This window comes from Novilysobacter antarcticus (assembly GCF_019802285.1).
Lineage (GTDB): Bacteria > Pseudomonadota > Gammaproteobacteria > Xanthomonadales > Xanthomonadaceae > Novilysobacter > Novilysobacter antarcticus.
This window is the reverse complement of sequence record NZ_JAIEUJ010000001.1, coordinates 354,597-378,033: the sequence shown is the minus strand read 5'-3', so window position 1 is coordinate 378,033 and position 23,437 is coordinate 354,597. Positions and strand designations below refer to the sequence as shown.

The 23,437-nt window shown below is 66.3% G+C and carries 18 protein-coding genes and 2 tRNA genes; 17 read left to right on the top strand and 3 right to left on the bottom strand.

The window, feature by feature from the left end:
• Positions 1-6 precede the first annotated feature (6 nt).
• Positions 7-1,905, bottom strand: a complete 1,899-nt coding sequence (locus tag KZ491_RS01835; RefSeq protein WP_246606456.1) for a formylglycine-generating enzyme family protein — start codon at positions 1,903-1,905, stop codon at positions 7-9.
• Positions 1,906-2,011: 106 nt separating this feature from the next.
• Here KZ491_RS01835 and rnd point away from each other — a divergent pair, with 106 nt between their 5' ends.
• The 17 genes from rnd (at position 2,012) to KZ491_RS01750 (ending at position 21,285) form a co-directional block, all read left to right on the top strand.
• Positions 2,012-3,151 carry a ribonuclease D gene (gene rnd, locus KZ491_RS01830; RefSeq protein WP_425493068.1) on the top strand — a complete coding sequence of 380 codons (1,140 nt, stop codon included), beginning with the start codon at positions 2,012-2,014 and terminating at the stop codon, positions 3,149-3,151.
• Between the two features lie 41 nt (positions 3,152-3,192).
• Positions 3,193-3,268, top strand: a tRNA-Ala gene (locus tag KZ491_RS01825).
• Between the two features lie 278 nt (positions 3,269-3,546).
• A complete protein-coding gene (locus KZ491_RS01820; RefSeq protein ID WP_222564155.1) occupies positions 3,547-5,181 on the top strand; it encodes a TldD/PmbA family protein in 1,635 nt (544 codons plus the stop codon).
• Between the two features lie 19 nt (positions 5,182-5,200).
• Positions 5,201-6,835, top strand: coding sequence for a TldD/PmbA family protein (locus KZ491_RS01815; RefSeq protein WP_222564697.1), 1,635 nt, complete (start codon positions 5,201-5,203; stop codon positions 6,833-6,835).
• A 34-nt stretch (positions 6,836-6,869) separates the two neighbouring features.
• Positions 6,870-8,204, top strand: a complete 1,335-nt coding sequence (locus KZ491_RS01810; protein ID WP_222564154.1) for a TldD/PmbA family protein — start codon at positions 6,870-6,872, stop codon at positions 8,202-8,204.
• A 37-nt stretch (positions 8,205-8,241) separates the two neighbouring features.
• Entirely contained in the window at positions 8,242-8,964 is a 723-nt protein-coding gene (locus tag KZ491_RS01805) for a DUF4159 domain-containing protein (protein WP_222564153.1), read from the top strand.
• 15 nt (positions 8,965-8,979) lie between these two features.
• Positions 8,980-9,978 (top strand): AAA family ATPase, encoded by a 999-nt coding sequence (locus KZ491_RS01800; RefSeq protein WP_222564152.1) that lies wholly within the window; start codon positions 8,980-8,982, stop codon positions 9,976-9,978.
• Between the two features lie 11 nt (positions 9,979-9,989).
• Positions 9,990-10,895, top strand: coding sequence for a DUF58 domain-containing protein (locus KZ491_RS01795; RefSeq protein WP_343225509.1), 906 nt, complete (start codon positions 9,990-9,992; stop codon positions 10,893-10,895).
• On the top strand, positions 10,892-12,106 hold the full coding sequence (locus KZ491_RS01790) for a BatA domain-containing protein (protein ID WP_222564151.1): 1,215 nt from the start codon (positions 10,892-10,894) through the stop codon (positions 12,104-12,106). Before KZ491_RS01795 ends, KZ491_RS01790 begins: the two co-directional genes overlap by 4 nt.
• Positions 12,103-14,316: a DUF4175 domain-containing protein gene (locus KZ491_RS01785; protein WP_222564150.1), complete on the top strand. Its 2,214-nt coding sequence runs from the start codon at positions 12,103-12,105 to the stop codon at positions 14,314-14,316. Before KZ491_RS01790 ends, KZ491_RS01785 begins: the two co-directional genes overlap by 4 nt.
• Entirely contained in the window at positions 14,313-16,133 is a 1,821-nt protein-coding gene (locus KZ491_RS01780) for a hypothetical protein (protein WP_222564149.1), read from the top strand. Before KZ491_RS01785 ends, KZ491_RS01780 begins: the two co-directional genes overlap by 4 nt.
• Positions 16,134-16,204: 71 nt before the next feature.
• Positions 16,205-16,281: transfer RNA gene (locus KZ491_RS01775), tRNA-Arg, on the top strand.
• Between the two features lie 105 nt (positions 16,282-16,386).
• Positions 16,387-17,919 (top strand): L-piperidine-6-carboxylate dehydrogenase, encoded by a 1,533-nt coding sequence (gene amaB, locus KZ491_RS01770; protein WP_222564148.1) that lies wholly within the window; start codon positions 16,387-16,389, stop codon positions 17,917-17,919.
• Positions 17,920-17,943: 24 nt separating this feature from the next.
• A complete protein-coding gene (locus KZ491_RS01765) occupies positions 17,944-18,270 on the top strand; it encodes a DUF4190 domain-containing protein (RefSeq protein ID WP_222564147.1) in 327 nt (108 codons plus the stop codon).
• Between the two features lie 2 nt (positions 18,271-18,272).
• On the top strand, positions 18,273-19,331 hold the full coding sequence (locus KZ491_RS01760; protein WP_222564146.1) for a quinone-dependent dihydroorotate dehydrogenase: 1,059 nt from the start codon (positions 18,273-18,275) through the stop codon (positions 19,329-19,331).
• Positions 19,328-20,368, top strand: a complete 1,041-nt coding sequence (gene murB / locus KZ491_RS01755) for a UDP-N-acetylmuramate dehydrogenase (protein ID WP_222564145.1) — start codon at positions 19,328-19,330, stop codon at positions 20,366-20,368. Before KZ491_RS01760 ends, murB begins: the two co-directional genes overlap by 4 nt.
• Positions 20,369-20,415: 47 nt before the next feature.
• A complete protein-coding gene (locus KZ491_RS01750; protein WP_222564695.1) occupies positions 20,416-21,285 on the top strand; it encodes a DMT family transporter in 870 nt (289 codons plus the stop codon).
• Positions 21,286-21,291: 6 nt separating this feature from the next.
• Here KZ491_RS01750 and KZ491_RS01745 read toward each other — a convergent pair whose 3' ends face one another.
• Together KZ491_RS01745 and ispG are read right to left on the bottom strand one after the other, a co-directional pair.
• Entirely contained in the window at positions 21,292-22,158 is an 867-nt protein-coding gene (locus tag KZ491_RS01745) for a phosphatase PAP2 family protein (protein WP_246606454.1), read from the bottom strand.
• The gene (ispG, locus tag KZ491_RS01740) at positions 22,121-23,389 is read right to left on the bottom strand and encodes a flavodoxin-dependent (E)-4-hydroxy-3-methylbut-2-enyl-diphosphate synthase (RefSeq protein WP_222564144.1); all 1,269 of its coding nucleotides are present in this window, start codon (positions 23,387-23,389) and stop codon (positions 22,121-22,123) included. Before ispG ends, KZ491_RS01745 begins: the two co-directional genes overlap by 38 nt.
• Between the last annotated feature and the right edge of the window lie 48 nt (positions 23,390-23,437).

Here is a 23,437-nt window from a genome sequence, read left to right as displayed (position 1 = left end):
GCCGGCTCAGATCTCGCGCACCACGCGGAAGCCTACGCGCGCATTTGTGGTGTTCGCGTCACTGCCCAGCCGCCATGTCGAACGGGTCTGTTCGGGCGAGCTCGCCCACGAGCCACCACGCACCACGCGCTCACGACAGCCCGGGTTGACCCACGCCTTGCCCGAAGCGGGCGCGCGACGGTAGCTGCCGTGCCAACAGTCGCCAACCCACTCACTGACATTGCCTGCCACATCGAAAAGACCGAACCCATTGGGCGCGAAGCTGGCTGCAGGCGCCGGCCCCCAGGCACCATCACCGTAACCTTCAAACGCATTGCGCCAATGTCGACCGCTGGGCGACTCGTCCAGCGCGCCGGTGTAATTGCCGCTGCCCGGCGGCGGCGCACCCTCACCCCAGGGGTACGGACCCGGGTTGCCGGCACGCAGCATGTACTCGAACTCGGCCTCGCTCGGCAGGCGGTAACGCTGCCCGGTCTGCTCGGCGAGCCATTCGGCATAGGCGTCGGCATCACGGGCACCAACGTGGAGCACCGGCAACTCGTCCGCGGCGGGTTTGCCGGTGTAGTCGTGGCGCCAGTCGACGCCGTTGCGGCGAACGAGATTGCCGCTGCGTTCGTCGTAGATGGTGGAATATCCGCGCCGCGCGGCGCGCGTGGTGTAACCGGTGGCGGTAATGAAGCGTCGGAACTCGGCCACAGTCACTTCGTGCTGGGCGACCGCGAGGCCGCGGTCAAAGCGGATAGTCCGAGAAGGGCGCTCGGCGTCCGTCGCATCCGCGTCGGAATCACTGGCGCCCATGCGGAACCCACCGTGCGGAATCACCACCATGGCCGGTCCACGACCACCTAGCCGGAGCGCCTCGGTAAACACCTGGCCCGGCCGGAAAAGTCCGTAGTGGCTGGCAAGCTCAATGCGCTCGCGCAGCTCGATGGCGGCGGGATTGGCCTCCGGGGCGATGCGCAGCAGGTTCGCCAAGTGGCCGCGCGCAACATCCACACCACCCTCGACGCTCAGTGCGGCAATGCCCTGGTCACGCAGGCTGCCGATGCGCGCAAGCCGCACGCGTGCGATCTGTGACCGCGCCCGGTCCACGGTGCCCGCGTCCGGGCGCACGTCCGCGGCCTTGTCGAGCCAGCTGTCGGCCTGCTCGTAATCGTCGGCCTCGGCAGCCTTTTCGGCGCGCCGGATGAGGGCGCTCTCTGCGGCGGCCAGCCCTTGCATGGCCCGCGCGTTGCCCGGGCGAATCTCCAGTGACTGGAGGAACCAGCCGATCGCGCCGCCGTCGCCGACTTCGCCGATGTCATCCTGATTCAGTGCCCGCTCGCCGCGCAGGCTGGCCTCCTGCGCGCGCTCGACCGTCTGCAGCTCATCCAGGTAGGCAATGACGCGGGGGTCTTGCGGAGCCACGACGCGGACAACCGAGCCCACCTCCTGCGCCTGCCGCAAGCCCGATGGGTCGTCTTCGACTGCTGCAAGCGCCTCGCCCGCGCGGGCGATCAGGGCATCCAGCGCATCACCGAGTCCCTGGCGGATTTCCGGATCGTCCGGTGCCGTCTGGCGCAGCGCAAGGTAGAGCGGGACCGCGTCGCCATCGCCCCCGAACAGACGGCCCTCGTCGAGCGCTTCGCGAGCCTTCTCTTTCAGCTCGTCGGTGTTGCCTTCATCCACATCGATGGCGGGCGCTTCCCACACGACCGCTTCGGGTAGCGCTTCGTCCGGGCCGATGGTGACCACGGGCGCCGTTGCAGCCGACCCGTTCGGAGCAGCGTCGTCGACCGCAGCACCATCACCGGAGCGGGAGCATCCCGAGCTGATCAGGACTGCCGCAAGCAACAGCGCCTTCACTGCGAGGCCAGCCTTCAGGCCCTTCGCGCGCGACGACACCGCTGGCACTGGGTTGCGCAATCGTCCTCCTCGCCTGTCGGCTGTCGCTGTGGACGCGCCGTAAAGGCACGCTGAAAGTAGGCTATTGTCGCCGCTTGCGGCAACTCCCGTCTCCGGCTTACTCCACGTGACAGAATCACCGAATTCCAACCGCCCTCCCACCTCCTCCTCCCCCGTCTGGATCGACGCCCCGGAGCAGCTCCGCGCCCGGCTAGCCCACGGACCCCGCAGGATCGGGGTGGATACCGAATTCATCCGCGAACGCACCTATTGGCCGAAGCTGGCTCTGGTGCAGATCGCGCTGGAGCGCGACGGCCGGCTCGAGATCCTGCTGGTCGACAGCCTGGCATCGGGCATCAACGAAGCGCTCGCCTCGATCCTCGCCGATACAGCGATCCTGAAGATCATGCACAGCCCCAGCGAGGACCTGGTGGCATTCAAGCATGCGTGCGATACGTTGCCGCGGCCGCTTTTCGACACCCAGCTGGCGGCTTCACTGACCGGCGTGGGAGGCGGCATGGGGTACCAGAAGCTGGTGGAAAGCATCACCGGCGTACCACTGGCCAAGGGCGAAACGCGCTCGGACTGGTTGCGTCGTCCGCTGTCGGCATCGCAACTGGAATACGCCGCCGACGACGTTCGCCATCTGTTCGAGCTGCACGACGTGCTGGACAGCATGTTGCACAAGCAGGGCCGCAGTGAGTGGCTCGCCGCGGACGCGGAGCGCACCCTCGCCAACGCCGATGCGGACGGGCTGGAACGCTGGCCACACCTGTCGCTGCGCGGTGCGCAGTTCCTTGATCCGGATGCCCAGCGCAGCGCTATCCGGCTGCTGCGCTGGCGCGACCGCTATGCCCGCCAGACCGACCGTCCCCGTGGCTGGATCCTGGACAATGAGCTGGCATTGCTGATCGCGCGGGAAAAGCCCGCCGACGCTGCGGCGCTGCAGGGGTTGCTCGACGGCCAACCCAAGGCACCGCGCAAACTGACCGACGTCATCTGGAATGCATTGCGCACCCCTGTTGACGACGAAGGCGGCGCGCCCGATGCCCGGCTCGCGGAGAAACGCGACAAAGCCCGCTTGCGCGCCCTGCAGGACGCGGTCGCTGCGGTGAGCGAGCGGTTGGATCTGTCTGCCGGCGTGCTCGCATCGCGCAAGCACCTGGAAAGCCTGCTTGACCACGGTGAGTGGCCTGATGCTCTCGCCGGCTGGCGGCAGGAAGCGCTGGAACCAGTGCTGACACCATTGCTGGAAGCAAAACACTAGCGCTGGCGTCGTCGCCCCGTTAGACTTGGCTCCGCTTTCATGGGGCGGTAGCTCAGCTGGGAGAGCGCCACGTTCGCATCGTGGAGGTCAGGGGTTCGATCCCCCTCCGCTCCACCATGAAGCAGTCCGGATAGCATCCGAAACGGTAAAGGGCCCTGCCACTGGCGCAGGGCTTTTTGCTTTGCGGTTCTCCCGATTTCCTGTCCGAATGGCGCTGGTTTGTTTGCCTCATCAGGGCAAGTCGCGTCGTGGGCTTATCTGCCGCACAGGATGTGCCGAAGGTCACTTGACGCCTTCCGGAGCGATCACCAGAGTCGATTCACGCGGTTCTCCCTCCTGTCTCCAACGCTTTGGGTACGTCAAAGCCGGTCGAGCACACCAGTGGCGCATGAACGATGGATAGACGGCAGTTTCTCACTCTCAGCAGCCTCGGCTTCGCCGGTCTTGCGATACCCGGTTGGGGTCACGCCATCGCGGCGGAAGCACTTCTGGATCCCGCACTCGACGTGGCGATGAAGAAATCGCTCGCCGACACGGCACTGCAGGCGGCCACCGACAGCGGCGCGTCGTACTGCGACGTCCGCATAGGTCGCTACCTTCGCCAGTTCGTGATCACGCGCGAGGACAAGGTCCAGAACGTGGTCAATACCGAATCCACCGGCATCGGCGTGCGTGTCATCGCCAATGGCGCCTGGGGTTTCGCCGCCACCAACGACATGGGCGCGGCGGGCGTCGCCGAGGCGGCCAGGCAGGCGACAGCCATCGCCAAGGCAAATGCGAAGCGACAGACGGCACCGGTTGAACTGGCGGCCACGCCGGGCCTGGGTGAGGTGAGCTGGAAGACGCCAATCCGCAAGAACGCGATGGCGGTGCCGGTCAAGGAAAAGGCCGATCTCCTGCTTGGCGTCAACGCCGACGCGATCGGAGCCGGTGCAAGCTTCGTCAACTCGATGCTGTTCCTGGTGAACGAGCAGAAATATTTTGCCTCGACCGATGGCTCCTACATCGATCAGGACGTGCATCGCATCTGGGCGCCGATGACGGTCACCGCGATCGACAAGGCCAGCGGCAAGTTCCGCACCCGTGCTGGGCTGTCGGCGCCCATGGGCATGGGGTTCGAGTACCTCGACGGGGACGCAGCGGGCCGCTTCGTGCTGCCAAACGGCGTCACCGCCTACGGCCAGTCCTACGACATGCGCGCCGACGCCGTCGCTGCCGCCAAGCAGACCCTGGAGAAGCTCAAGGCGCCTTCGGTCAAGCCCGGCAAATACGATCTGGTGCTCGATCCATCGCACACCTGGCTGACCATCCATGAATCGATCGGCCATCCGCTGGAGCTGGACCGCGTCCTTGGTTATGAAGCCAACTACGCAGGCACCAGCTTTGTCACGCTGGACAAGGTCAGGGACCGGTTCCAGTACGGCAGCGAGCAGGTCAATATCTTCGCCGACAAGACCCAGGCCGGAAGCCTCGGCGCGGTCGGCTACGACGACGAGGGAGTGAAGACCCGGCGTTGGGACCTGATCAAGGACGGCAAGCTGGTGAATCTGCAGGCGACCCGCGATCAGGTACACCTCCTTGGCGAGAATGCCTCGCACGGGTGTTCCTACGCGGACTCGTGGTCGAGCGTGCAGTTCCAGCGCATGCCCAACGTATCCATGGCCCCGGGCAACGCGAAACTCAGCGTCGCCGACATGATCAAGGATGTCGAGAAAGGCATCTACATCATCGGCGACGGCTCCTTCTCGATCGACCAGCAACGCTACAACGCGCAGTTCGGCGGCCAGCTGTTCTACCAAATCGAGGACGGAAAGATCACCGGGATGATCGAGGACGTCGCCTACCAGATCCAGACGCCGGAGTTCTGGAATTCCTGCGCGGCGGTCTGCGACAAGAGCGACTACCGCTTCGGTGGCTCGTTCTTCGACGGCAAGGGCCAGCCATCGCAGGTGTCGACGGTGTCGCACGGGTCGAGCACGGCTCGCTTCAACGGCGTCAACGTGATCAACACCGCCCGCAATCTGGGTTGATGGCAGGACACGGGAGATGATGGACCGCCGCGATTTCCTCAAGGCCTCCAGCGCAGGGATTGGGCTGCTGTTGTTGCCCGCATTCGGCCGCGCGATCGCCGCGGAGGAGCTGATCACCCGCATCGATGCCGTCTTGAAGAAGCGTCTGGCCGATACCGCGCTCGATACCGCCAGAGCCGGTGGTGCGACTTATTGCGACGTGCGCATCGGACGCTACCTGCGCCAGTTCATCACCACCCGGGAAGACAAGGTCGAAAACGTCGTCAATACCGAATCAACGGGTGTCGGTGTCCGCGTGCTGGCCAACGGCGCCTGGGGGTTTGCCGCCACCAACCAGCTCGGCGACGATGCGGTAGCCGAGGCGACGCGGCAGGCGCTCGCGATTGCGAAGGCCAATTCCGGGACGATCACCGAACCCGTCCAACTGGCCCCGGCCCGCGGCGTCGGCGAGGTGACCTGGGCGACGCCCATCCAGCGCAACGCGATGGAAGTGCCGATCAAGGACAAGATCGAGCTGCTTATGTCGGCCAATGCCGCGGCGACCGCCGCCGGAGCCAGCTTTGTCGCGTCGCGGATGTTCCAGGTCAACGAGCAGAAGTACTTTGCTTCCACCGATGGGTCCTATATCGACCAGGACATCCATCGCATCTGGACCCCGTTCACCGTCACCGCGATCGACAAGGCCAGCGGCAAGTTCCGCAGCCGCGACGGCCTGTCATCGCCGATGGGGATGGGGTACGAGTTCCTCGACCCGAAACCGCAGCACCGCTTCGAGTTGCCCGGCGGCGTGGTGATGTACTCGGACTCCTACGACATCGTCGCCGATGCCGCTGCTGCGGCGCGCGACGCCAGGGCGAAGCTCAAGGCGCCGTCGATGAAACCCGGCAAATACGACCTGGTCCTCGACCCCAGCAACCTGTTCCTCACCATCCATGAATCGGTCGGTCATCCGCTCGAGCTGGACCGCGTGCTCGGCTACGAGGCCAACTACGCCGGCACCAGCTTCGCCACGCTCGACAAGTGGCGCTCGGGTGATTACCGCTACGGCAGCGACAAGGTGACGTTCATCGCCGACCGGACCCAGCCGCACTCGCTGGGCGCAATCGGCTTCGATGACGAGGGCGTGGCGGCCAAGCGCTGGAACCTGGTCGAGGACGGCGTACTGGTGAATTACCAGGCCACCCGCGACCAGGCCCACATCATCGACGAAGCGCACTCCCAGGGCTGTTCGTATGCGGACTCGTGGTCGAGCGTGCAGTTCCAGCGCATGCCCAACGTCTCGCTGGCGGCCGGCAAGTCGGCGCTGTCGCCGGCGCAGATGGTCAAGGACATCGACGACGGCATCTACATTTTTGGCCGTGGTTCCTACTCGATCGACCAGCAGCGCTATAACGCCCAGTTTGGCGGTCAGCTGTTCTACGAGATCAAGAACGGCGAGGTCACCAACATGATCGAGGACGTCGCGTACCAGATCCGCACCCCGGAATTCTGGAACGCCTGCTCGGCCATATGCGATCAGCGCGACTACCGCCTTGGCGGATCGTTCTTCGACGGCAAGGGCCAGCCGTCACAGGTTTCCGCGGTCTCACACGGATCCAGCACCACCCGCTTCGACGGCATCAACGTCATCAACACAGCACGCAACCTCGGCTGACCGGCCAGGCACGCACCAATCAGGAGTTGCACAGATGGGTATGTTCACCGAACAGGAAGCCAAGGCGATCCTCGACAAGGTTATCGCCTTGTCGACGGCCGACGAGTGCACGGCGACGCTGACCGGCGCGATCGACGGCAACGTCCGCTTCGCGCTGAACAATATCTCCACCAGCGGCGTGGTCAGCAACACCGAGCTCGGGGTGCAGGTGGCGTTCGGCAAGCGGGTCGGCACCGCGACGATCAACGAGTTTGATGACGCGGCGCTGCAGCGGGTCGTGCAGCGCGCGGAGGAGCTGGCCAAGCTGGCACCGGAGAACCCCGAGTTTGTGCCCGCTGTCAGCAAGCAGAACTACACGCCCAGCCCGACCTTCAACGCTGCTACCGCTGCGATCACTCCCGAGTACCGGGCCAAGGTCGCGGCTGACTCGATCGCGCCAAGCAAGGCGGAGAATCTGGTTGCCGCCGGCTTCCTCGACGACGGACAGCGCTTCTCCGCGATCGCCAACAGCAATGGTAATTTCGCGTACCAGAAGTCCGCCGCGATGGATTACACCTGCACCGTGCGTACCGAGGACGGCACCGGTTCGGGCTGGGTCGGACGCAACCTGGCCGACGTGAGCGACTTCAACGTTGGCAACGACATCCAGACCGCGATCCGCAAGGCGCGCAGCTCCGCCGGCGCCAAGGCGTTGGAGCCGGGCAAGTACACGGTGATCCTGGAACCGGCCGCTGCCGCCGGCCTGGTGTCGTTCATGATGCGCTTCTTCGATGCACGCCAGGCCGACGAGGGCCGCAGCTTCCTGTCCAAGAAGGGCGGCGGCAACAAGCTTGGCGAACAGGTGTACGACCCCCGTGTGAATATCAGCGCCGATCCGTGGCATCCCGAAGCGGCGGTCCTGCCCTGGGACGACGAGGGCCTGCCGCGCGAGAAGATGGCCCTGGTCAAGGATGGCAAGATCGCCAACCTGCAGTACTCGCGGTTCTGGGCCCAGCAGCAAGGCAAGCGTGCGGTCGGCCGGCCCGGCAACCTGCTTGTGGCCGGTGGGACCAAATCGACCGGCGATCTGGTGCGGGAAACGCAGCGCGGCATTCTGGTCACCCGGACCTGGTACATCCGCATGGTCGATCCGCAGACCGTGCTGTTGACCGGGCTGACCCGCGACGGAACGTTCTATATCGAGAACGGGGAGATCAAATACCCGGTCAAGAACTTCCGCTTCAACGAGTCGCCGGTGATCATGCTCAACAACATCGACGAGCTTGGCCGACCGGTCCGCGTAGCCGGGGATGAGTCGGACATGGTGATGATGATCCCGCCGATGAAGCTGCGCGATTTCACCTTCACCTCGCTGTCGGACGCGGTCTAGGCGGTGCTCGCGGTGCGTGGCCGTTTGTGATCGCGGGATGAGCAGCGTCGCTGAGCGCAGGAAGTTCCTGCGCCTGTTCGGGGCGGCCGCGGCTGGCGCCCTGCTCGGTCCGCTTCCGTTCGCCACCCGCGCGCAGAGCACAAATTACGACTTCTGGTTCACGCGCCTGCGCTACGAATCCGGTGACTGGGACGTGGACGAGCGGATGCCGGCCAACGTGCTGACCTCGCTGATCGACTACACCAGCCTTCGGGTCGACCCGAAGGAACACGTGCTCGATCTGGCCGACCCGAAAATGCTGATGGCTCCGTTCTGCTACCTCGCCGGGCACAAGCTGGTCGAGTTCAATCCGGCCGAACGCCGCAACTTCGAGCACTACGTGCGCAACGGCGGGTTCGTGTTCGTCGATGACTGCAACCACGACATCGACGGCCTGTTCGCCAGGTCATTCGAAGGGCAGATGGCGTCGATCTTCGGCAAGACCGCGATGAAGAAGCTGCCGAACAACCACGCGCTCTACCGCAGTTTCTTCATGTTCAAGGACGGCCCGCCGGCCACGACGTTCGAGCTCAACGGATGGGGCGACGACCTGGTCCACGACTATCTCAAGGGCATTGAGATCAACGGCCGCCTCGGTGTGCTTTACAGCAACAAGGACTACGGCTGCGAGTGGGACTACGACTGGCGCAACAAGCGTTTTCTGGCGGAAGACAACACGCGGCTTGCGGTCAATATCGTGGTCTACGCATTGACCGCCTGAACCCACAGGATCCCCATGAACAGCGCCCCATCCGAAAACGACATCCAGTCCGAGCTGGCACAGCTGGACACCCTGCGCGACGCCATCGCCAAGGCGATCGTGGGACAGGATGAGGTGGTCGAACAATTGCTGATCGGATTACTCGCCAGTGGCCACTGCCTGCTCGAGGGCGTGCCCGGGCTGGGCAAGACGCTGTTGGTGCGTTCGCTGGGACAGGCGCTCGACCTGCCCTTCCGCCGCATCCAGTTCACCCCGGACCTGATGCCCAGCGACATCATTGGCACCGAGATCCTCGAGGAGGACCACGGCACCGGCCATCGCAGCTTCAAGTTCCAGCGCGGACCCGTCTTCACCAGCCTGCTACTGGCCGACGAACTCAACCGCACGCCGCCCAAAACCCAGGCTGCGCTGCTGGAGGCGATGCAGGAACGGACCGTTACCTATGCGGGCGTCACCCATGCGTTGCCTTCACCGTTCTTCGTGCTCGCGACCCAGAACCCGATCGAACAATCCGGGACCTATCCGCTGCCGGAGGCCCAGCTTGATCGCTTCCTGCTGCACGTGCGGGTCGCCTACCCCACCGAGTCGGAGGAGCGCGACATCCTCATCCAGACCACCGGCACGCACCTGGCAGAGGTGCCTCGGGTGATGGGCGGCGATGCGATCCTGGCATTGCAGGCCCGGGTTCGCGAGGTCCATCTGGGTGACGAACTGCTCGATTGGATCATCCGCCTGGTTCGCGCCACCCGCCCCGATGACGGTGCTCCGGCCGAAGTACGCGCGTGGGTGAAATGGGGTGCGGGCCCACGCGCCGGACAATCGCTGGTGCTTGCGTCCAAGGCCCGCGCCTTGCTGCATGGGCGGCTGGCCGCCACCCGTGAGGACGTGCTTGCGCTGGCCGCGCCGGTCCTGCGCCATCGCCTGATGTTGTCATTCACTGCCGAGGCCGAACAGAAAAGCACCGATGACGTCATCGCCGCCCTGTTGAGAGCCGTACCGCTGTCGCCGCGCTGAGTCGCGACCCCGTGGCCCAGTCACCTGCCGCCGTGCCCGACCTGATTCCACCGCAATTGCGGGCGCGCCTGAAAGGCATCCAGCTCTCAGCGCGCCAGGCAGCAGGTGCACAGGGCTTCGGGCTCCATCAGAGCCAGAACCGTGGGGCAGGGTTGGAGTTCTCCCAGTACCGGGCGTACGAACCCGGTGACGAACTGCGCCAGGTCGACTGGAAGCTCTATGCCCGCTCAGACCGCTTCTTTGTTCGCGAGTCCGAGCGTGACAGCCCGCTCGAGCTGTGGATTCTCATCGACACCAGCGCCTCGATGTCGCAGGAGGATGCTGCGCGCCCGGGCTGGTCGCGCCTCGACGCGGCGCGCACGCTGGCCGCGTGCCTGATCGAGGTCGCAATCCGCCAGGGCGACCGCTTCGGCCTGGCCATGATCGGTGGCGCCGGGTTGCGGATTTCCCCTCTCGGCACCGGCGCGCGCCACCGCGATCGCTGCCTGCTGGAGCTCCACACGCTGGCTGCAGCCGGCACCTGGCCGGACGAGGCGCGACTGCGGCCGGTATGGGAACACGTGCGCGCACGCAGCGTGGTCGTGTTCCTGGGCGACACCTTTGACGAAGAGGTCGTGCGCCTGGCTGAGCGCCTTGCCGCGGCCCGACGCGAAGTACTGAACCTGCAGATCCTCACCACCGAGGAGCGTGACTTCCCGTTCCACGGCGGCCATCTTTTCCGCGATCCGGAAAGCGGTGAAGAACTGATCGCCGACGGTGCTGCCGTGCGCGATGGCTTCATCGCCCGCTTCACCGCCGCGCGTTCCGACCTGGCCAAACGCCTCGCCGCCAGCGGTATCCGCCATGTCGAGTACGTGCTCGACGAACCACTCGACTTGCCGCTTCGGCGTCTGTTCACCGCGGGCCCCGTGGCATGACGCTGTCGGTCATGCTGCCACTGGGGCTGGCCGCGTTGGCGTCACTTGTGGTGCCACTGCTGGTGCACCTGGCCCGGCGCAGCGAACAGCGTGTGGTGGTGTTCGCCGCCCTGCGCTGGTTGCAGGCAAAGCCGCAGCCCCGACGCAAGCACCGCCTCGATGAGATCCCCCTGTTGCTGCTGCGCCTGCTGATGCTCGTGGTGATCGCCTTGTTGATTGCCGAGCCGGTGCTGTTCGGACGTCCGGACCGCACGCCCCGTGTGCTGGTGGCCCCCGGTGTCGACGTCGCTTCGTTTCGCCCCGACGGGGGTCTGGCTGACGCACGGTGGCAGTGGCTTGCGCCGGGTTTCCCGACCATCGAGCAAACCGGTGCCGATGCGCCGGCGCTCCTGCGCCAGGAAACGGCATCGTTGTCCAGCCTGTTGCGCGAGTTTGATTCAGCCCTGCCCGCCGGAACGCCGCTGACCGTGCTGGTGCCACCGGTGATCACCGGCGCCGATGCGGAACGCCCCGTCCTCAGCCGCGAGGTCCACTGGCGCGTCGTGGCAGGGGCAGGACCGACTTCCATCGAGTCGGACACGGATGAGGCTCAGCCGGCCATTCCCACACTGATGGTCCGCTACGCGCCTGAGCACCCGGAAGGACTCGAGTACGTGCGGGCCGCCGGTGCGGCGTGGCAGGTCTCGCGCGGCGGCGACTCAGCGGATGGCTCCGACCCCGACCCAGCGGTGGCCGTCGCGGTTGCATCCACTCCCCTCGATGGGCGCCATCTGGCTTGGCTGGTCCCCGGCCCGTTGCCTGACGCGGTGCACCGGTGGGTTGCCGCAGGCGGGAATGCGCTGCTAGCAGCCGGCACCATCGCCCCGGAAGTGGAGGGTGCTCCGGTCATTTGGCGCGACGCTACCGGCCCGCTCACGCGCGGGACCCGTCTGGGACGTGGCCGTCTGATGCGCCTGGAGCACAAGCTCACTCCGGCTGAGATGCCCATCCTGCTGGAGCCCGCGTTCCCTGCTCAGCTGGCGGCTCTGTTTGCCGAAACGCCCCCACCGCCGACCCATGTGGATGCCAGTGCCCACGCGCCCCGTGTCGGCGCGACGCCGACTCCGGATGCGCCCCGGCCGCTCGCGCCGCTGCTGGCCGGGCTCGTCGCGCTGCTGTTCCTTGTCGAGCGATGGATGGCCAATGGACCACGTCGCAGGACAACCGCATGAGCACGGCCGACACCCGTCTGCGCCGCGCACGCGAGGCTGCGGCCCGGCGCGCGCGCATCCAGGCCGCGCTGTTGGCGCTGCCGTGGCTGCTGGTTGCAGTCGTCATGGCCTGGCGGGCCAATGCTGCGGCTTGGTCGATCCTGGTGTTCGTCGCGATCGCGCTCGTTGCGGTCTGGCATGTCTGGCAGGTGGGACGCGCGTTCGATGACCGCTGGCTGGCGCGGACGCTCAACGCACGGCGGCGCGACATGGACGACAGCGCGGACCTGTTGTTTTCGCACCGCCCCTCAACCAATCCCTTGGAGTATTTGCAACAGCAGCGATTGCGACAACGGGTGCAGGACGGCCCGCAGATCGACCTGCGGGCGCCCTGGCGACACCGCCGTCTGCTGCTCCTGGGCACGCTCGCCGCCGCGCTCGCATGCGCGATCGTGTTTTATCCGGAGCCGCAGCAGAAAGCTTCACCCGCCAGCATTGCCGGCCCGGAACGCGCCACCCCCGACCGCCCCGCGCAACTGAACGCGCTTCGCATCGACATCCAACCGCCCTCCTACACCGGCCTCCCGGAAAGCAGCATCGACACGCTCGAAGCGACGGTGCCCGAAGGCTCCGTCCTGCAATGGACATTGCACTTCGCGCCAATGCCCGAGCAGGTCGAACTGGTTTTCCACGACGGCGAGCGCCTCGCCCTGGAGCGCGACGGGGATGCCTGGGTCGGCCGCCGCCGCATTGATCGCCCTACCCTCTACCACCTGCAGCTGGAGCACCCGCTGCCGACGGCACAGGCGGGCGAGAACCGGATCGATGTGGTCCTCGACAAACCACCCGAGTTGCGCGTGCTGAAGCCGCTGCAAACCCTGACGATGGCAGTGTCAGGCCAGAGGCACTGGTCGCTCGAATTCGAAGCCAGCGATGACTACGGATTGTCTCCCACCGCGGAACTGAGCATTACCCGGACCGTCGGCAGTGGCGAAAACATCACCACCCGGCAGCAGGTGATCACCTTGCACGGTCGAGGCAGCCCCGGGCAGATGCGCTATGCCCACCAGATCGCACTCGCTCCTTTGGGCATGGTCGCCGGCGAGGACCTGATCGCGCGGCTCAGCGTCAGCGACCGGCGGACACCCTCGCCCAACACTGTTGTCAGCCCCAGTTTCATCCTGCGCTGGCCGACCCCTCCCGTGGTCGAGTCGGCCGACCTGGACGGCCAGGTCAAGCGCGTCATGCCTGCCTACTTCCGCAGCCAGCGTCAGATCATCATTGATGCCGAGGCGCTGCTGAAGGAAAAGCCACGGCTGGCAGAGGATGTCTATCTCCAGCGATCCGACAGCATCGGGGTGGACCAGCGGTTGCTTCGCCTGCGCTACGGACAGTTTCTTGGCGAGGAAACCGGGGGGACGCCGCACCTGTTGCCCACCAACGACGCCCAGGACGTCCACCAGACCGACCTGCCGATCGAAGTCGCCTCCGAGGCGCCGGTAACCACACCCGCGCGGACCGATGAGCAGGCAACGGAGGACGGAAACGGCCACGACCACGCCGAGGGCATCCAGCGCCAGGCGACCTTCGGCGAGGAAACCGCCGTGCTCGAACAGTTCGGCCACACCCACGACCATGCGGAGGCTGCAACGCTGCTGGATCCGGCAACGCGCGAACTATTGCGATCCGCGCTCAACGAGATGTGGCAGTCGGAACTCAAGCTGCGTCAGGGCCAGCCCGACCGTGCATTGCCGTACGCGCATCGGGCATTGGCGCTCATCAAACAGGTGCAGGAAGCCGAGCGCATCTACCTGCCACGCGTGGGCAGCCAGGTGCCGCCAATCGATCTTGGCCGGCGTCTGAGCGGTGACCGAAGCGGCATTGCCAGTCGCCGCGACCCGCTGCACGAGGCAACGGCGGTCGATCCGACCGCGGTCGATACCTGGCGCGCGCTGGCGCCGACGCCGGGTGCCACGAATCCGGATCTTGATCTGGAGAAATTGGCACGCTGGGTCAACTCGCAGGATCTGGACGCCGCCGACCCCTTGCAGCTGGCGGCGGCAATCGCCGAAGTGCGACGTGACCCGGATTGTCGGGAGTGCCGCGCACGCTTGCGGAGCGCCTTGTGGCCGCTGGTCGCACGACCACCGGCGGCAGCAACCGACCGGCCGTCGGCGGGTGACGCCGGCGACGCGTATCTCGACGCACTGCAACGGGAGCTCCGGCGATGAACCCGCCGCTGTTGGTGATCGGAATACTCGCACTCGCGGTGCTGCTCGGCAGCGCTCGCGCCATGTGGGTCCGGATACGACAGCCGGTGGCATCGCGACCCCATGCGTTGCGCACGACGGTGCTGTTGCTGGCGCAACTGGCCTGCGCTGGGCTGCTCTACTTTTTATTGTTTCCGCCGCCCGTTCCACATGAGGCGGGAACGCTGGTCGTCCTGACTGCCCACGCCGAACAGGTCCCAGCGCCCGGGGCAGTCGGCGACCGCCGGGTGGCGTTGCCCGAAGCAGGCACAGACTTGCCCGCCGACGCCGAGCGCTTTCCGGACCTCGCCAGCGCATTGCGAAAGTACCCGGCGACCCAGCGCCTCCAGGTGGTAGGCGCCGGCCTCGTCGCGCGCGACCGGGAGGCCGCCCGGGACCGCGAAATCGACTTTCGCGAAGCACCGCAGGCACCGGGCCTGATCGAAGTGCAATCGCCTGATCGGGTGTCCGCTGGCCGGCGCTTCTCCGTCAGCGGGCGGGCCGAAGCGCTCGCTGGCGGATCAGTCGAGCTGCGCGACCCGGCCGATCGCCTAATGGATAGCCGTGTGCTTGACGACGACGGCCAGTTCACCCTGCACGGGAGCGCACGCAGCGCCGGTTTGACGCTGTATCGCCTGCTGGTGCTGGATCCGGACGGTAACGCGATCGACGAGGTGCCAGTACCGCTCGAGGTCACGCCAGCGCGCGTGTTGAAGGTCCTCATCCTGGCCGGTGGGCCCTCGCCGGAACTCAAGTACCTGCGCCGCTGGGCCCTCGATGCCGGCGTCGAACTCGATACCCGCATCAGCCTGGGCGCCGGCACGCAGCTCGGCACCCCGCCCAGCCGATTCGATGCGACAACGCTTGACCAATTCGACTTGCTCGTGCTCGACGACCGCAGCTGGGGCGCGCTCACCCACGCTCAACGTGGCGTACTCGCAGCCGCGCTCGACCGCGGCCTGGGCCTATTGCTGCGGATGGCTGGACCCGTGGGCGATGGCAGCCGCCAGCAACTGGCGGCACTTGGCTTCAACGTCGCCCGCACCAACCCCGACCGCGAGATCCGGCTTGGCGGAGGGTTGGTCGGATCAGGCGATTCCGCCGACGCGCTGCCGACCCTCACCCGCGGCATGAGCGTGACGGCTGCTGACGGTATCGCGCTGCTTGCTGACGGCGCCGGGCAGCCGCTGGGGTTCTGGGTGGCCCATGGTCGCGGCCGCGTCGGCGTAACGCCTCTGGTCGACAGCTACCGCCTGGTCCTGGCCGGGCGCGACGACGTGCATGGCGAGATCTGGAGCCGGGCCTTCACCACCCTCGCGCGCGCCAGCGCCGACACCGCATCGCCGATCACCATCGAGGTCGCTGCGCCGCACCAGCGGAGCGTGATCTGCGGCGTTGGTGACGGCGGACTCGTGGTGTCGCCTGCAGGTGAGTCGATCACGCTGCATGTCGATCCGGCCAGCAGCGCACCCGGCTGCGCAGGCTTCTGGGCAAGCGTCCCGGGCTGGCACCAGTTGCGCGACCGTGGACAGTCGCAGCTTTTCCTGATTCCGCCTGCAGAGCAAACCCCGGCAATGACCGCCCACGCATTGCGGGAAGCGACCCGGATCCTTGCAGCGGGTGCGCCGTCACATTCCACGGGCTTCCCTGAGCAGCACCAATCCTCATCACCCGGGCCCCGCTGGCCGTGGTTTTTGGCATGGCTGGCTTTGACATCAGCCTGCTGGTGGCTGGAACGCTCGCGCTGGGGGCGTGATCCGGAAACGATCCGTGCTGAAGCCCCGGCGGGCGACAGGTAGGCAATCGCAGGGCGACTTCGGCCGGTCCCCGCGCCACCCGCGCATCGGTTCATGCGAAAATAGCGTGTTGCGGCCCCGTAGCTCAGCTGGATAGAGCGGTCCCCTCCTAAGGGACAGGTCACACGTTCGAATCGTGTCGGGGTCACCATTCGTCGTCTGCGAGAACTTTTCGTGGCACTGCGGCGTGCGTCGCCCGGATTTGCCCGCGGCTTGAAGCGCGGCTTCACCACTGTTCGATCAACAGGAGATCTTCATGACCCATCCCGTCCTCACTGCGCTCGGCCTGAATGACACTGAATCCGGCACCTACCTCGGCAATGGCGAATGGGCCAAGGCCGGCACCGCGGGCATGCTGGAGCCGCTCAGCCCGACCGACGGCGAGTCACTGGCGAAGGTGCATGCAACCACGCAGGCCGACTACGACACGATCGTCGAGCGCGCCCAGGCCGCGTTCAAGGTGTGGCGCAGCACACCGGCCCCGCGCCGCGGCGAAGCGGTCCGGCTGTGCGCTGACGCGCTGCGCGAGAATAAGGACAAACTGGGTTCGCTGGTCGCGCTGGAGATGGGCAAGTCCAAGCCCGAAGGCGACGGCGAAGTGCAGGAGATGATCGACATCGGCGAGTTCGCCGTCGGCCTGTCACGTCAGCTGTACGGCCTGACCATGCACTCCGAGCGCCCGGGTCACCGCATGTACGAGCAGTGGCACCCGCTCGGCATCGTCGGCGTGATCTCGGCGTTCAACTTCCCGGTCGCGGTATGGGCGTGGAACGCGCTGGTCTCTGCGGTCTGCGGCAACATCACCATCTGGAAGCCGTCGCCCAAGACCCCGTTGTCGGCCATCGCCTCGATCAAGATCTGCAACGAAGCGCTGCGCAAGGGCGGGTTTCCCGACATCTTCTTCCTGTTCAACGACGCCGGCACCGAGTTGGCCCAGCACTTCGTTGACGACAAGCGCATCAACCTGATCAGCTTCACCGGTTCCACCAAGGTCGGTCGCCATGTGGGCGAGCGTGTTGCCAAGCGCATGGGTCGCTCGTTGCTGGAGCTGGGTGGCAACAACGCGATGATCGTCGACGCCAGCGCGGACCTGAAGCTGGCCATCCCGGCGATCGTGTTCGGCGCCGTCGGCACCGCCGGCCAGCGCTGCACCTCGACGCGCCGCGTGTTCATCCACGAATCGATCTATGACGACGTGCTGGCCAAACTGGTCGCCGCCTACAAGCAGGTCGAAGGCAAAATCGGTGACCCTACCGACCCGGCCAACCTGATGGGCCCGCTGAACAGCCCCGAAGGCGTCAAGGAATTCCTCGCTGCGATCGAGAAGGCCAAGGCGGCCGGTGGCAAGGTCGAATCCGGTGGCGAGGCGATCGACCGCAAGGGCAATTTCGTCCTGCCGACCCTGATCACCGGCCTGGCCAACAGCGCCGACGTGGTGCAGACGGAAACTTTCGCCCCCATCCTGTACGTGATGAAGTTCAGCACCCTGGATGAGGCGATCGAGATGCAGAACGACGTGCCGCAGGGCCTGTCCTCGGCGATCTTCACCGAAAGCCTGAAGGCGGCCGAGCAGTTCCTGTCGGCGTGGGGCTCGGATTGCGGCATCGCCAACGTCAACATCGGCACCTCCGGTGCAGAGATCGGCGGCGCATTCGGTGGCGAAAAGGAAACCGGCGGTGGGCGCGAGTCCGGCTCCGACGCGTGGCGCGCCTACATGCGTCGCCAGACCAACACCATCAACTACTCTGACGAACTGCCGCTGGCGCAGGGCATCAAGTTCGACCTGTAAGCTCCCACCCACCGAGCACTCTCGATGAACACATCCGTCTCCGCCCCGCTTCCGCCACCGGCCAACCAGATTCGCCGGACCAGCAGCATGGCCGTCATCAGCCTGGTTGCCGGCATCCTGGGCTGGACCCTGCTGCCCTTCGTGGGCAGCCTCGTGGCGATCGTCACCGGGCACATGGCGCGCGGTGAGATCAAGCGCGGCAATGGCCTGGTCGATGGTGACGGACTGGCGGTCAGCGGGCTGGTGCTCGGCTACGCGATGGTCGCCGTGGCCATACTCTCGATCATCGGCGTGGTGCTGCTGTTCGGCGGCCTGGCGGCCTTCCTCGCGGTCGCCTCCAACTGGGGATAGACGTGTACGGTCTGGCCCGCCCGCTGCTGTTCGCCATGGATGCCGAGCGCGCGCATGACCTCGGTCTGCGCGCGCTCGATGTCGCCTGGCGATCGGGTGCGGCTTCGCTGCTGTCGAAAACCCCTGCCCCGCTGCCGACACGGGCGTTCGGGCTGGATTTCCCCAACCCGGTCGGGTTGGCTGCCGGGCTGGACAAGAACGGCGAGCACATCGATGCACTGATGGCGCTTGGCTTCGGTTTCGTCGAGATCGGCACCGTCACGCCCCGCCCGCAGGAGGGCAACCCGAAACCGCGGATGTTCCGCCTGCCTTCGCACAAGGCGGTCATCAACCGGCTGGGCTTCAACAACGCGGGCGTGGACGCGTTGGTGCGCAATGTCGAGCGTGCCGACCGAAAGGGTGCGCTGCTGGGCATCAACATCGGCAAGAACAAGGACACCCCCAACGATATCGCCGACGGCGACTACATGTACTGCCTGTCGCGCGTTTACGAGCTGGCCGATTACGTCACCGTCAACATCTCCTCACCGAACACGGCGGGGCTGCGCGAGCTGCAGGAGGAACAGACCCTGCGGCGTCTGGTAGGCACGCTGCGCGATGAGCAGGAGCGTCTGGGCGCCAAGCATGGCCGGCGGATCCCGATGCTGGTGAAGATCGCGCCGGACCTGTCGGACCCGGATATCGAAGCCTGCGCGCGCGTGCTGACGGAAATGGAGGTAGACGGAGTGATCGCGACCAACACCACCGTCTCGCGCATCGCGGTGGAAGGCGTGCGCGGCGCCGACGAGGCGGGCGGTCTGTCCGGGAAACCGTTGATGGGCCGCTCCACCACGGTGTTGCGGATGATGCGCACGCGCCTTCCCGAGTCGATCCCCTTGGTGGGTGTCGGTGGCATCCTCAGTGGCGCCGACGCGGTGACCAAGATGGCCGCCGGGGCGACCTTGGTGCAGTGCTACTCGGGCCTGGTCTACCGCGGCCCGGCCCTGATCAACGAGTGCGTGGAAGCCATTCGCCGCCGCAAGTTCTCGCCCAGCGGCGGACCGATGCCCCCGGCTGCATGAGCCCGTCGGTGCAACTGTTCCGCAATGTGCCGCTGAAGTCGCGCAACACCTTCGGTGTGCCTGCAAATGCACCTGTGCTGGCCGAAGTGGACGACGCCTCCTTCCTGCCGGATCTACTGGGATCGCAGGATTTCCGCGACCGATCACCACTGGTGATTGGCGGTGGCAGCAACCTGTTGTTCGTGGGCGATCCGCAAGCCCCCCTTCTTTCTCTGACTGGCCGCCGCATCTCCGTGGTGGGAGAGGGCCCCGACAAGTCGATCCTGCGTGCCGACGCGGGAACCCCTTGGCACGAACTGGTCATGGAATCGCTTGCACTCGGCCTTTGCGGGCTGGAGAACCTGGCCTTGATCCCCGGCACAGTCGGCGCCGCACCGATCCAGAACATCGGTGCCTATGGTGTCGAGGTCGGCGAGTTCATCCATCGGGTGGAGGCGTTCGAGCCGGCCACCGGGGAGTGGCATCACCTGGGTGCCGATGACTGCGCGTTCGCCTATCGCGACAGCCTGTTCAAACGGGAGTCCGGTCGCTTCATCATCACCGCGGTCGAGTTCGCCCTGCCCCGTGAATTCAAGCCACGCCTGTCCTATGCAGGCATCAGCACGCAACTGGAGGCGCATGGCGTAGTGCAGCCCACGGCGCGCGAGGTCGCCGACGCGGTCGTGGCCATCCGGCGCAGCAAGCTGCCCGATCCGGCGGTGATCGGCAACGCCGGCAGCTTCTTCAAAAACCCCATCCTGGCGGCCGCCCAGGCCAGCGCCCTGCTCGACGCCCACCCTTCCATGCCGATGTTCGCCACCGCTGAGGACTCGACGAGAAAGGTGTCTGCCGCATGGCTGATCGATGCCTGCGGCTGGAAAGGCCACCGCTGCGGTGACGCGGGCGTCTCAGCGACCCACGCGCTGGTGCTGGTCAACCACGGCGCGGCCAGCGGACAAGCGCTTTACGACCTGGCCCGGGAGATAGCAGGTTCGGTGAACGAACGGTTTGGCGTCGCCCTGGAGCCGGAACCGCGATTGATCGGCGCCGTCTGGTGACATCAACCAAACCGCCGATCTCGATCCACACCCGCGCAGCGCTGTTGATGCTGGGCAGCACCGCATTTTTCGCCGTGATGGTGATCACCATCCGGTTGGCATCAGAGTCGCTGCACACCTTCGAGATCGCTTTCTTCCGCAGCTTCTTCGGCATGCTCGCGGCCCTGCCACTGCTGCTCAGGCACGGGCCGGGGCTACTGCGCACCCAGCAGATGCCGCGCTATATCGTGCGTTGCGTACTCGGCACGCTGTCGATGTTCTGCGGCTTCTGGGCAATCAGCCATCTGCCGCTGGCACAGGCCGTCTCGCTGTCCTATTCCACGCCGCTGTTCGTCACCATCGCCGCCGTGCTCTGGCTGGGCGAGCAGGTGCGCGTGCGTCGCTGGAGTGCGGTCATCCTGGGCTTTATCGGGGTGCTGGTCATCGTCCGTCCGGGCACGACCGAGTTCAGCGCCGCGTCGCTGGTCGCGGTGACGGCCGCCGTCATCAGCGGCATCGTCGCCATCCAGATCAAGCAGCTGGCCTATACCGAGCCGGCGGACCGGATCGTGATCCTGACCACCATGCTGTGGGTGCCGCTGTCGCTGCTCCCGGCGCTGTGGGTGTGGGAATGGCCGCAGGGCATCGTCTGGCTGTGGGTGGTGCTGGCCGGCGTGCTGGGCACCGGCGGGCACATGTTGTGGACACGGGCACTGAAGCTGGGCGAAGTGTCCGCCCTGGTTCCGATCAGTTTCATGCAACTGCCGATTGTCGTGGTTTTCGGCTACTTCCTGTTCGGGGAAGCGCTGGACCGGTGGACACTGCTGGGCGCGGCAATCATCTTCAGTGCCAATGGCTACATCGCGCACCGTGAAGCCAGCCTCTCCCGCAGGGCCGCGAGCACCGCGCCGACCAGCGCAGCCAAGCCCGGCAACTGAGAGCGTTCAGCGCGTGCGCTCGTCGCGGGCCGGCCATATCGGCGCGCGGAAGCGGTAAACCGCGAGATGGCAGGCCGCCGTCCACGCGCTGGCCACGGCCCAACCCGCAAGGATGTCGGACGGGTAATGCACGCCCAGATACATCCGCGAGATTCCCACCAGCAGGACAAAAGCGGACATTGCCGCGATGGCGGGCCAACGCCAGCGGGTGTGCCACACAAGCACGATCACGACCGCGGCCAGCGTTGCAGAGCCCATCGCGTGTCCGCTGGGAAAGCTCCAGGTGACTTCAGGCGTGATCGACTCCCAGAGCGAAGGCCTGTCCCGGGTGAATATGCGCTTGGCCGAGACGTTCAGCAGCGCCGATCCCACCACGGCCATGGACGCGAACGTGGCGGCCCTCAGGTGGCGGCGGATAAACAGCACCGCGACCAGAACGATGTCGACCGGCACCACGCCGTACAGGTAGCCCAGGTTCGAGAGCAGGACGAAAAACCGGTCGCCGCCGGCGCTGGCCATTGCGCGCAGCGCGCGCAGGAACGGCTCGTCAAAGGCGAAGATCGCCCCCTCCCGCAGCTCCACGGCGAGCTTGGAAAAGCCCCACAAGGGCAACAGCAAGGTCAGAAACACCAGCACCAGCGGCCAGCCGAAGTCCCGGGCGATACGGACCAGCAGCCGCTGCTCGCGGCGCAGGGTCGCCGGGGCACTCTCGGCGGAAAGCGCGGTGTCAGCCGGCAACCCGGCTTTGCCTGCTGGCAAACGCCCGCCTGCGATGTCGGGTACGCGACGGTCGACTCCAGCCGGGCCGGGCTCCAGCGGCCCGCTTGGCGGCGGGTCAGGCTCGCCGGGCGCCGCCATGGTGGCGCTCGACATAGGCGTCGATCAGGCCCAGGAATTCATCGGCGATGTGCTCGCCGCGCAGAGTCACGGTTTTCTCACCGTCCTCGAACACCGGGGCCGACGGCGCCTCACCGGTGCCGGGCAACGAGATACCGATGTTGGCGTGGCGGGATTCACCCGGTCCATTGACGATGCAGCCCATCACCGCGAGGGTGAGGTTTTCCGCACCGGGATGGGTGATCTTCCACTCCGGCATCTTTGCCCGGACGTGTTCCTGCACCTTCTGCGCCAGCTCCTGGAAGAACGTGCTGGTGGTCCGTCCGCAACCCGGGCATGCGGTGACCATCGGCGTAAACGCACGCAGGCCCATCGTCTGCAAAAGCTCCTGGGCCACGATCACCTCGTTGGTGCGCGACTGCCCCGGCTCCGGCGTCAGCGAGATGCGGATGGTGTCGCCGATGCCTTCCTGCAACAACACCCCCAGCGCGGCGCTGGAGGCAACGATGCCCTTGCTGCCTATGCCGGCCTCGGTCAGGCCCAGATGCAGGGCGTAATCGCCCCGCGCCGCCAACTCGCGATAGACGGTGACCAGCTCCTGGACTCCGCTCACCTTGGCGCTGAGCACGATCCGGTCTGCGGGCAGCCCGATATCCACCGCGCGCGCCGCCGAATCCAGCGCCGAACGCAGCAAGGCCTCGCGCAGCACGCGCCCGGCATCCCAAGGCTCGGCACGCAAGGCGTTCTCGTCCATCAGTTCGCGCGCCAGCGACTGGTCGAGCGAGCCCCAATTGGCGCCGATGCGCACCGGCTTGTCGTACTGGATCGCCAGCTCGATCAGGGTCGCGAACTGGGTATCGCGCTTCTTGCCAAAACCGACGTTGCCAGGATTGATGCGGAACTTTGCCAGCGCCTCCGCGGCGGCCGGCTCGGCGGTGAGCAACTGGTGGCCGTTGTAATGGAAATCTCCGATCAGCGGTACCGGCGCGCCGATCATTGCCAGCTTGTCGCGGATGCGCGGCACCGCAGCGGCGGCTTCGGCATTGTTGACTGTGATGCGGACCAGCTCCGAGCCGGCGCGCCACAGATCGGCCACCTGTTTCACCGTCGAATTGATATCGGCGGTGTCGGTATTGGTCATGGACTGCACGACAACCGGCGCCCCGCCCCCTACGGTGACGCCACCGATGCTGACCGCGCGCGTGACGCGGCGCGGCATCGGACCAAAGGCAGGAGCAAGGCAGGGCAGGACGACGTGTTGGCTCATGGGGGCATTGTACTGCCCGCCGCCTTGCTAGACTGCCGGAGATATTCT

Bases quoted from the DNA above. Each gene is read 5' to 3' on its own strand.
- KZ491_RS01745 (WP_246606454.1), bottom strand. From the start codon at position 22,158: ATGTCGAGCGCCACCATGGCGGCGCCCGGCGAGCCTGACCCGCCGCCA.
- KZ491_RS01800 (WP_222564152.1), top strand. From the start codon at position 8,980: ATGAACAGCGCCCCATCCGAAAACGACATCCAGTCCGAGCTGGCACAG.
- ispG (WP_222564144.1), bottom strand. From the start codon at position 23,389: ATGAGCCAACACGTCGTCCTGCCCTGCCTTGCTCCTGCCTTTGGTCCG.
- KZ491_RS01765 (WP_222564147.1), top strand. From the start codon at position 17,944: ATGAACACATCCGTCTCCGCCCCGCTTCCGCCACCGGCCAACCAGATT.
- amaB (WP_222564148.1), top strand. From the start codon at position 16,387: ATGACCCATCCCGTCCTCACTGCGCTCGGCCTGAATGACACTGAATCC.
- KZ491_RS01810 (WP_222564154.1), top strand. From the start codon at position 6,870: ATGGGTATGTTCACCGAACAGGAAGCCAAGGCGATCCTCGACAAGGTT.
- KZ491_RS01750 (WP_222564695.1), top strand. From the start codon at position 20,416: ATGCTGGGCAGCACCGCATTTTTCGCCGTGATGGTGATCACCATCCGG.
- KZ491_RS01805 (WP_222564153.1), top strand. From the start codon at position 8,242: ATGAGCAGCGTCGCTGAGCGCAGGAAGTTCCTGCGCCTGTTCGGGGCG.
- KZ491_RS01815 (WP_222564697.1), top strand. From the start codon at position 5,201: ATGGACCGCCGCGATTTCCTCAAGGCCTCCAGCGCAGGGATTGGGCTG.
- KZ491_RS01820 (WP_222564155.1), top strand. From the start codon at position 3,547: ATGGATAGACGGCAGTTTCTCACTCTCAGCAGCCTCGGCTTCGCCGGT.
- KZ491_RS01780 (WP_222564149.1), top strand. From the start codon at position 14,313: ATGAACCCGCCGCTGTTGGTGATCGGAATACTCGCACTCGCGGTGCTG.
- KZ491_RS01790 (WP_222564151.1), top strand. From the start codon at position 10,892: ATGACGCTGTCGGTCATGCTGCCACTGGGGCTGGCCGCGTTGGCGTCA.
- KZ491_RS01785 (WP_222564150.1), top strand. From the start codon at position 12,103: ATGAGCACGGCCGACACCCGTCTGCGCCGCGCACGCGAGGCTGCGGCC.
- murB (WP_222564145.1), top strand. From the start codon at position 19,328: ATGAGCCCGTCGGTGCAACTGTTCCGCAATGTGCCGCTGAAGTCGCGC.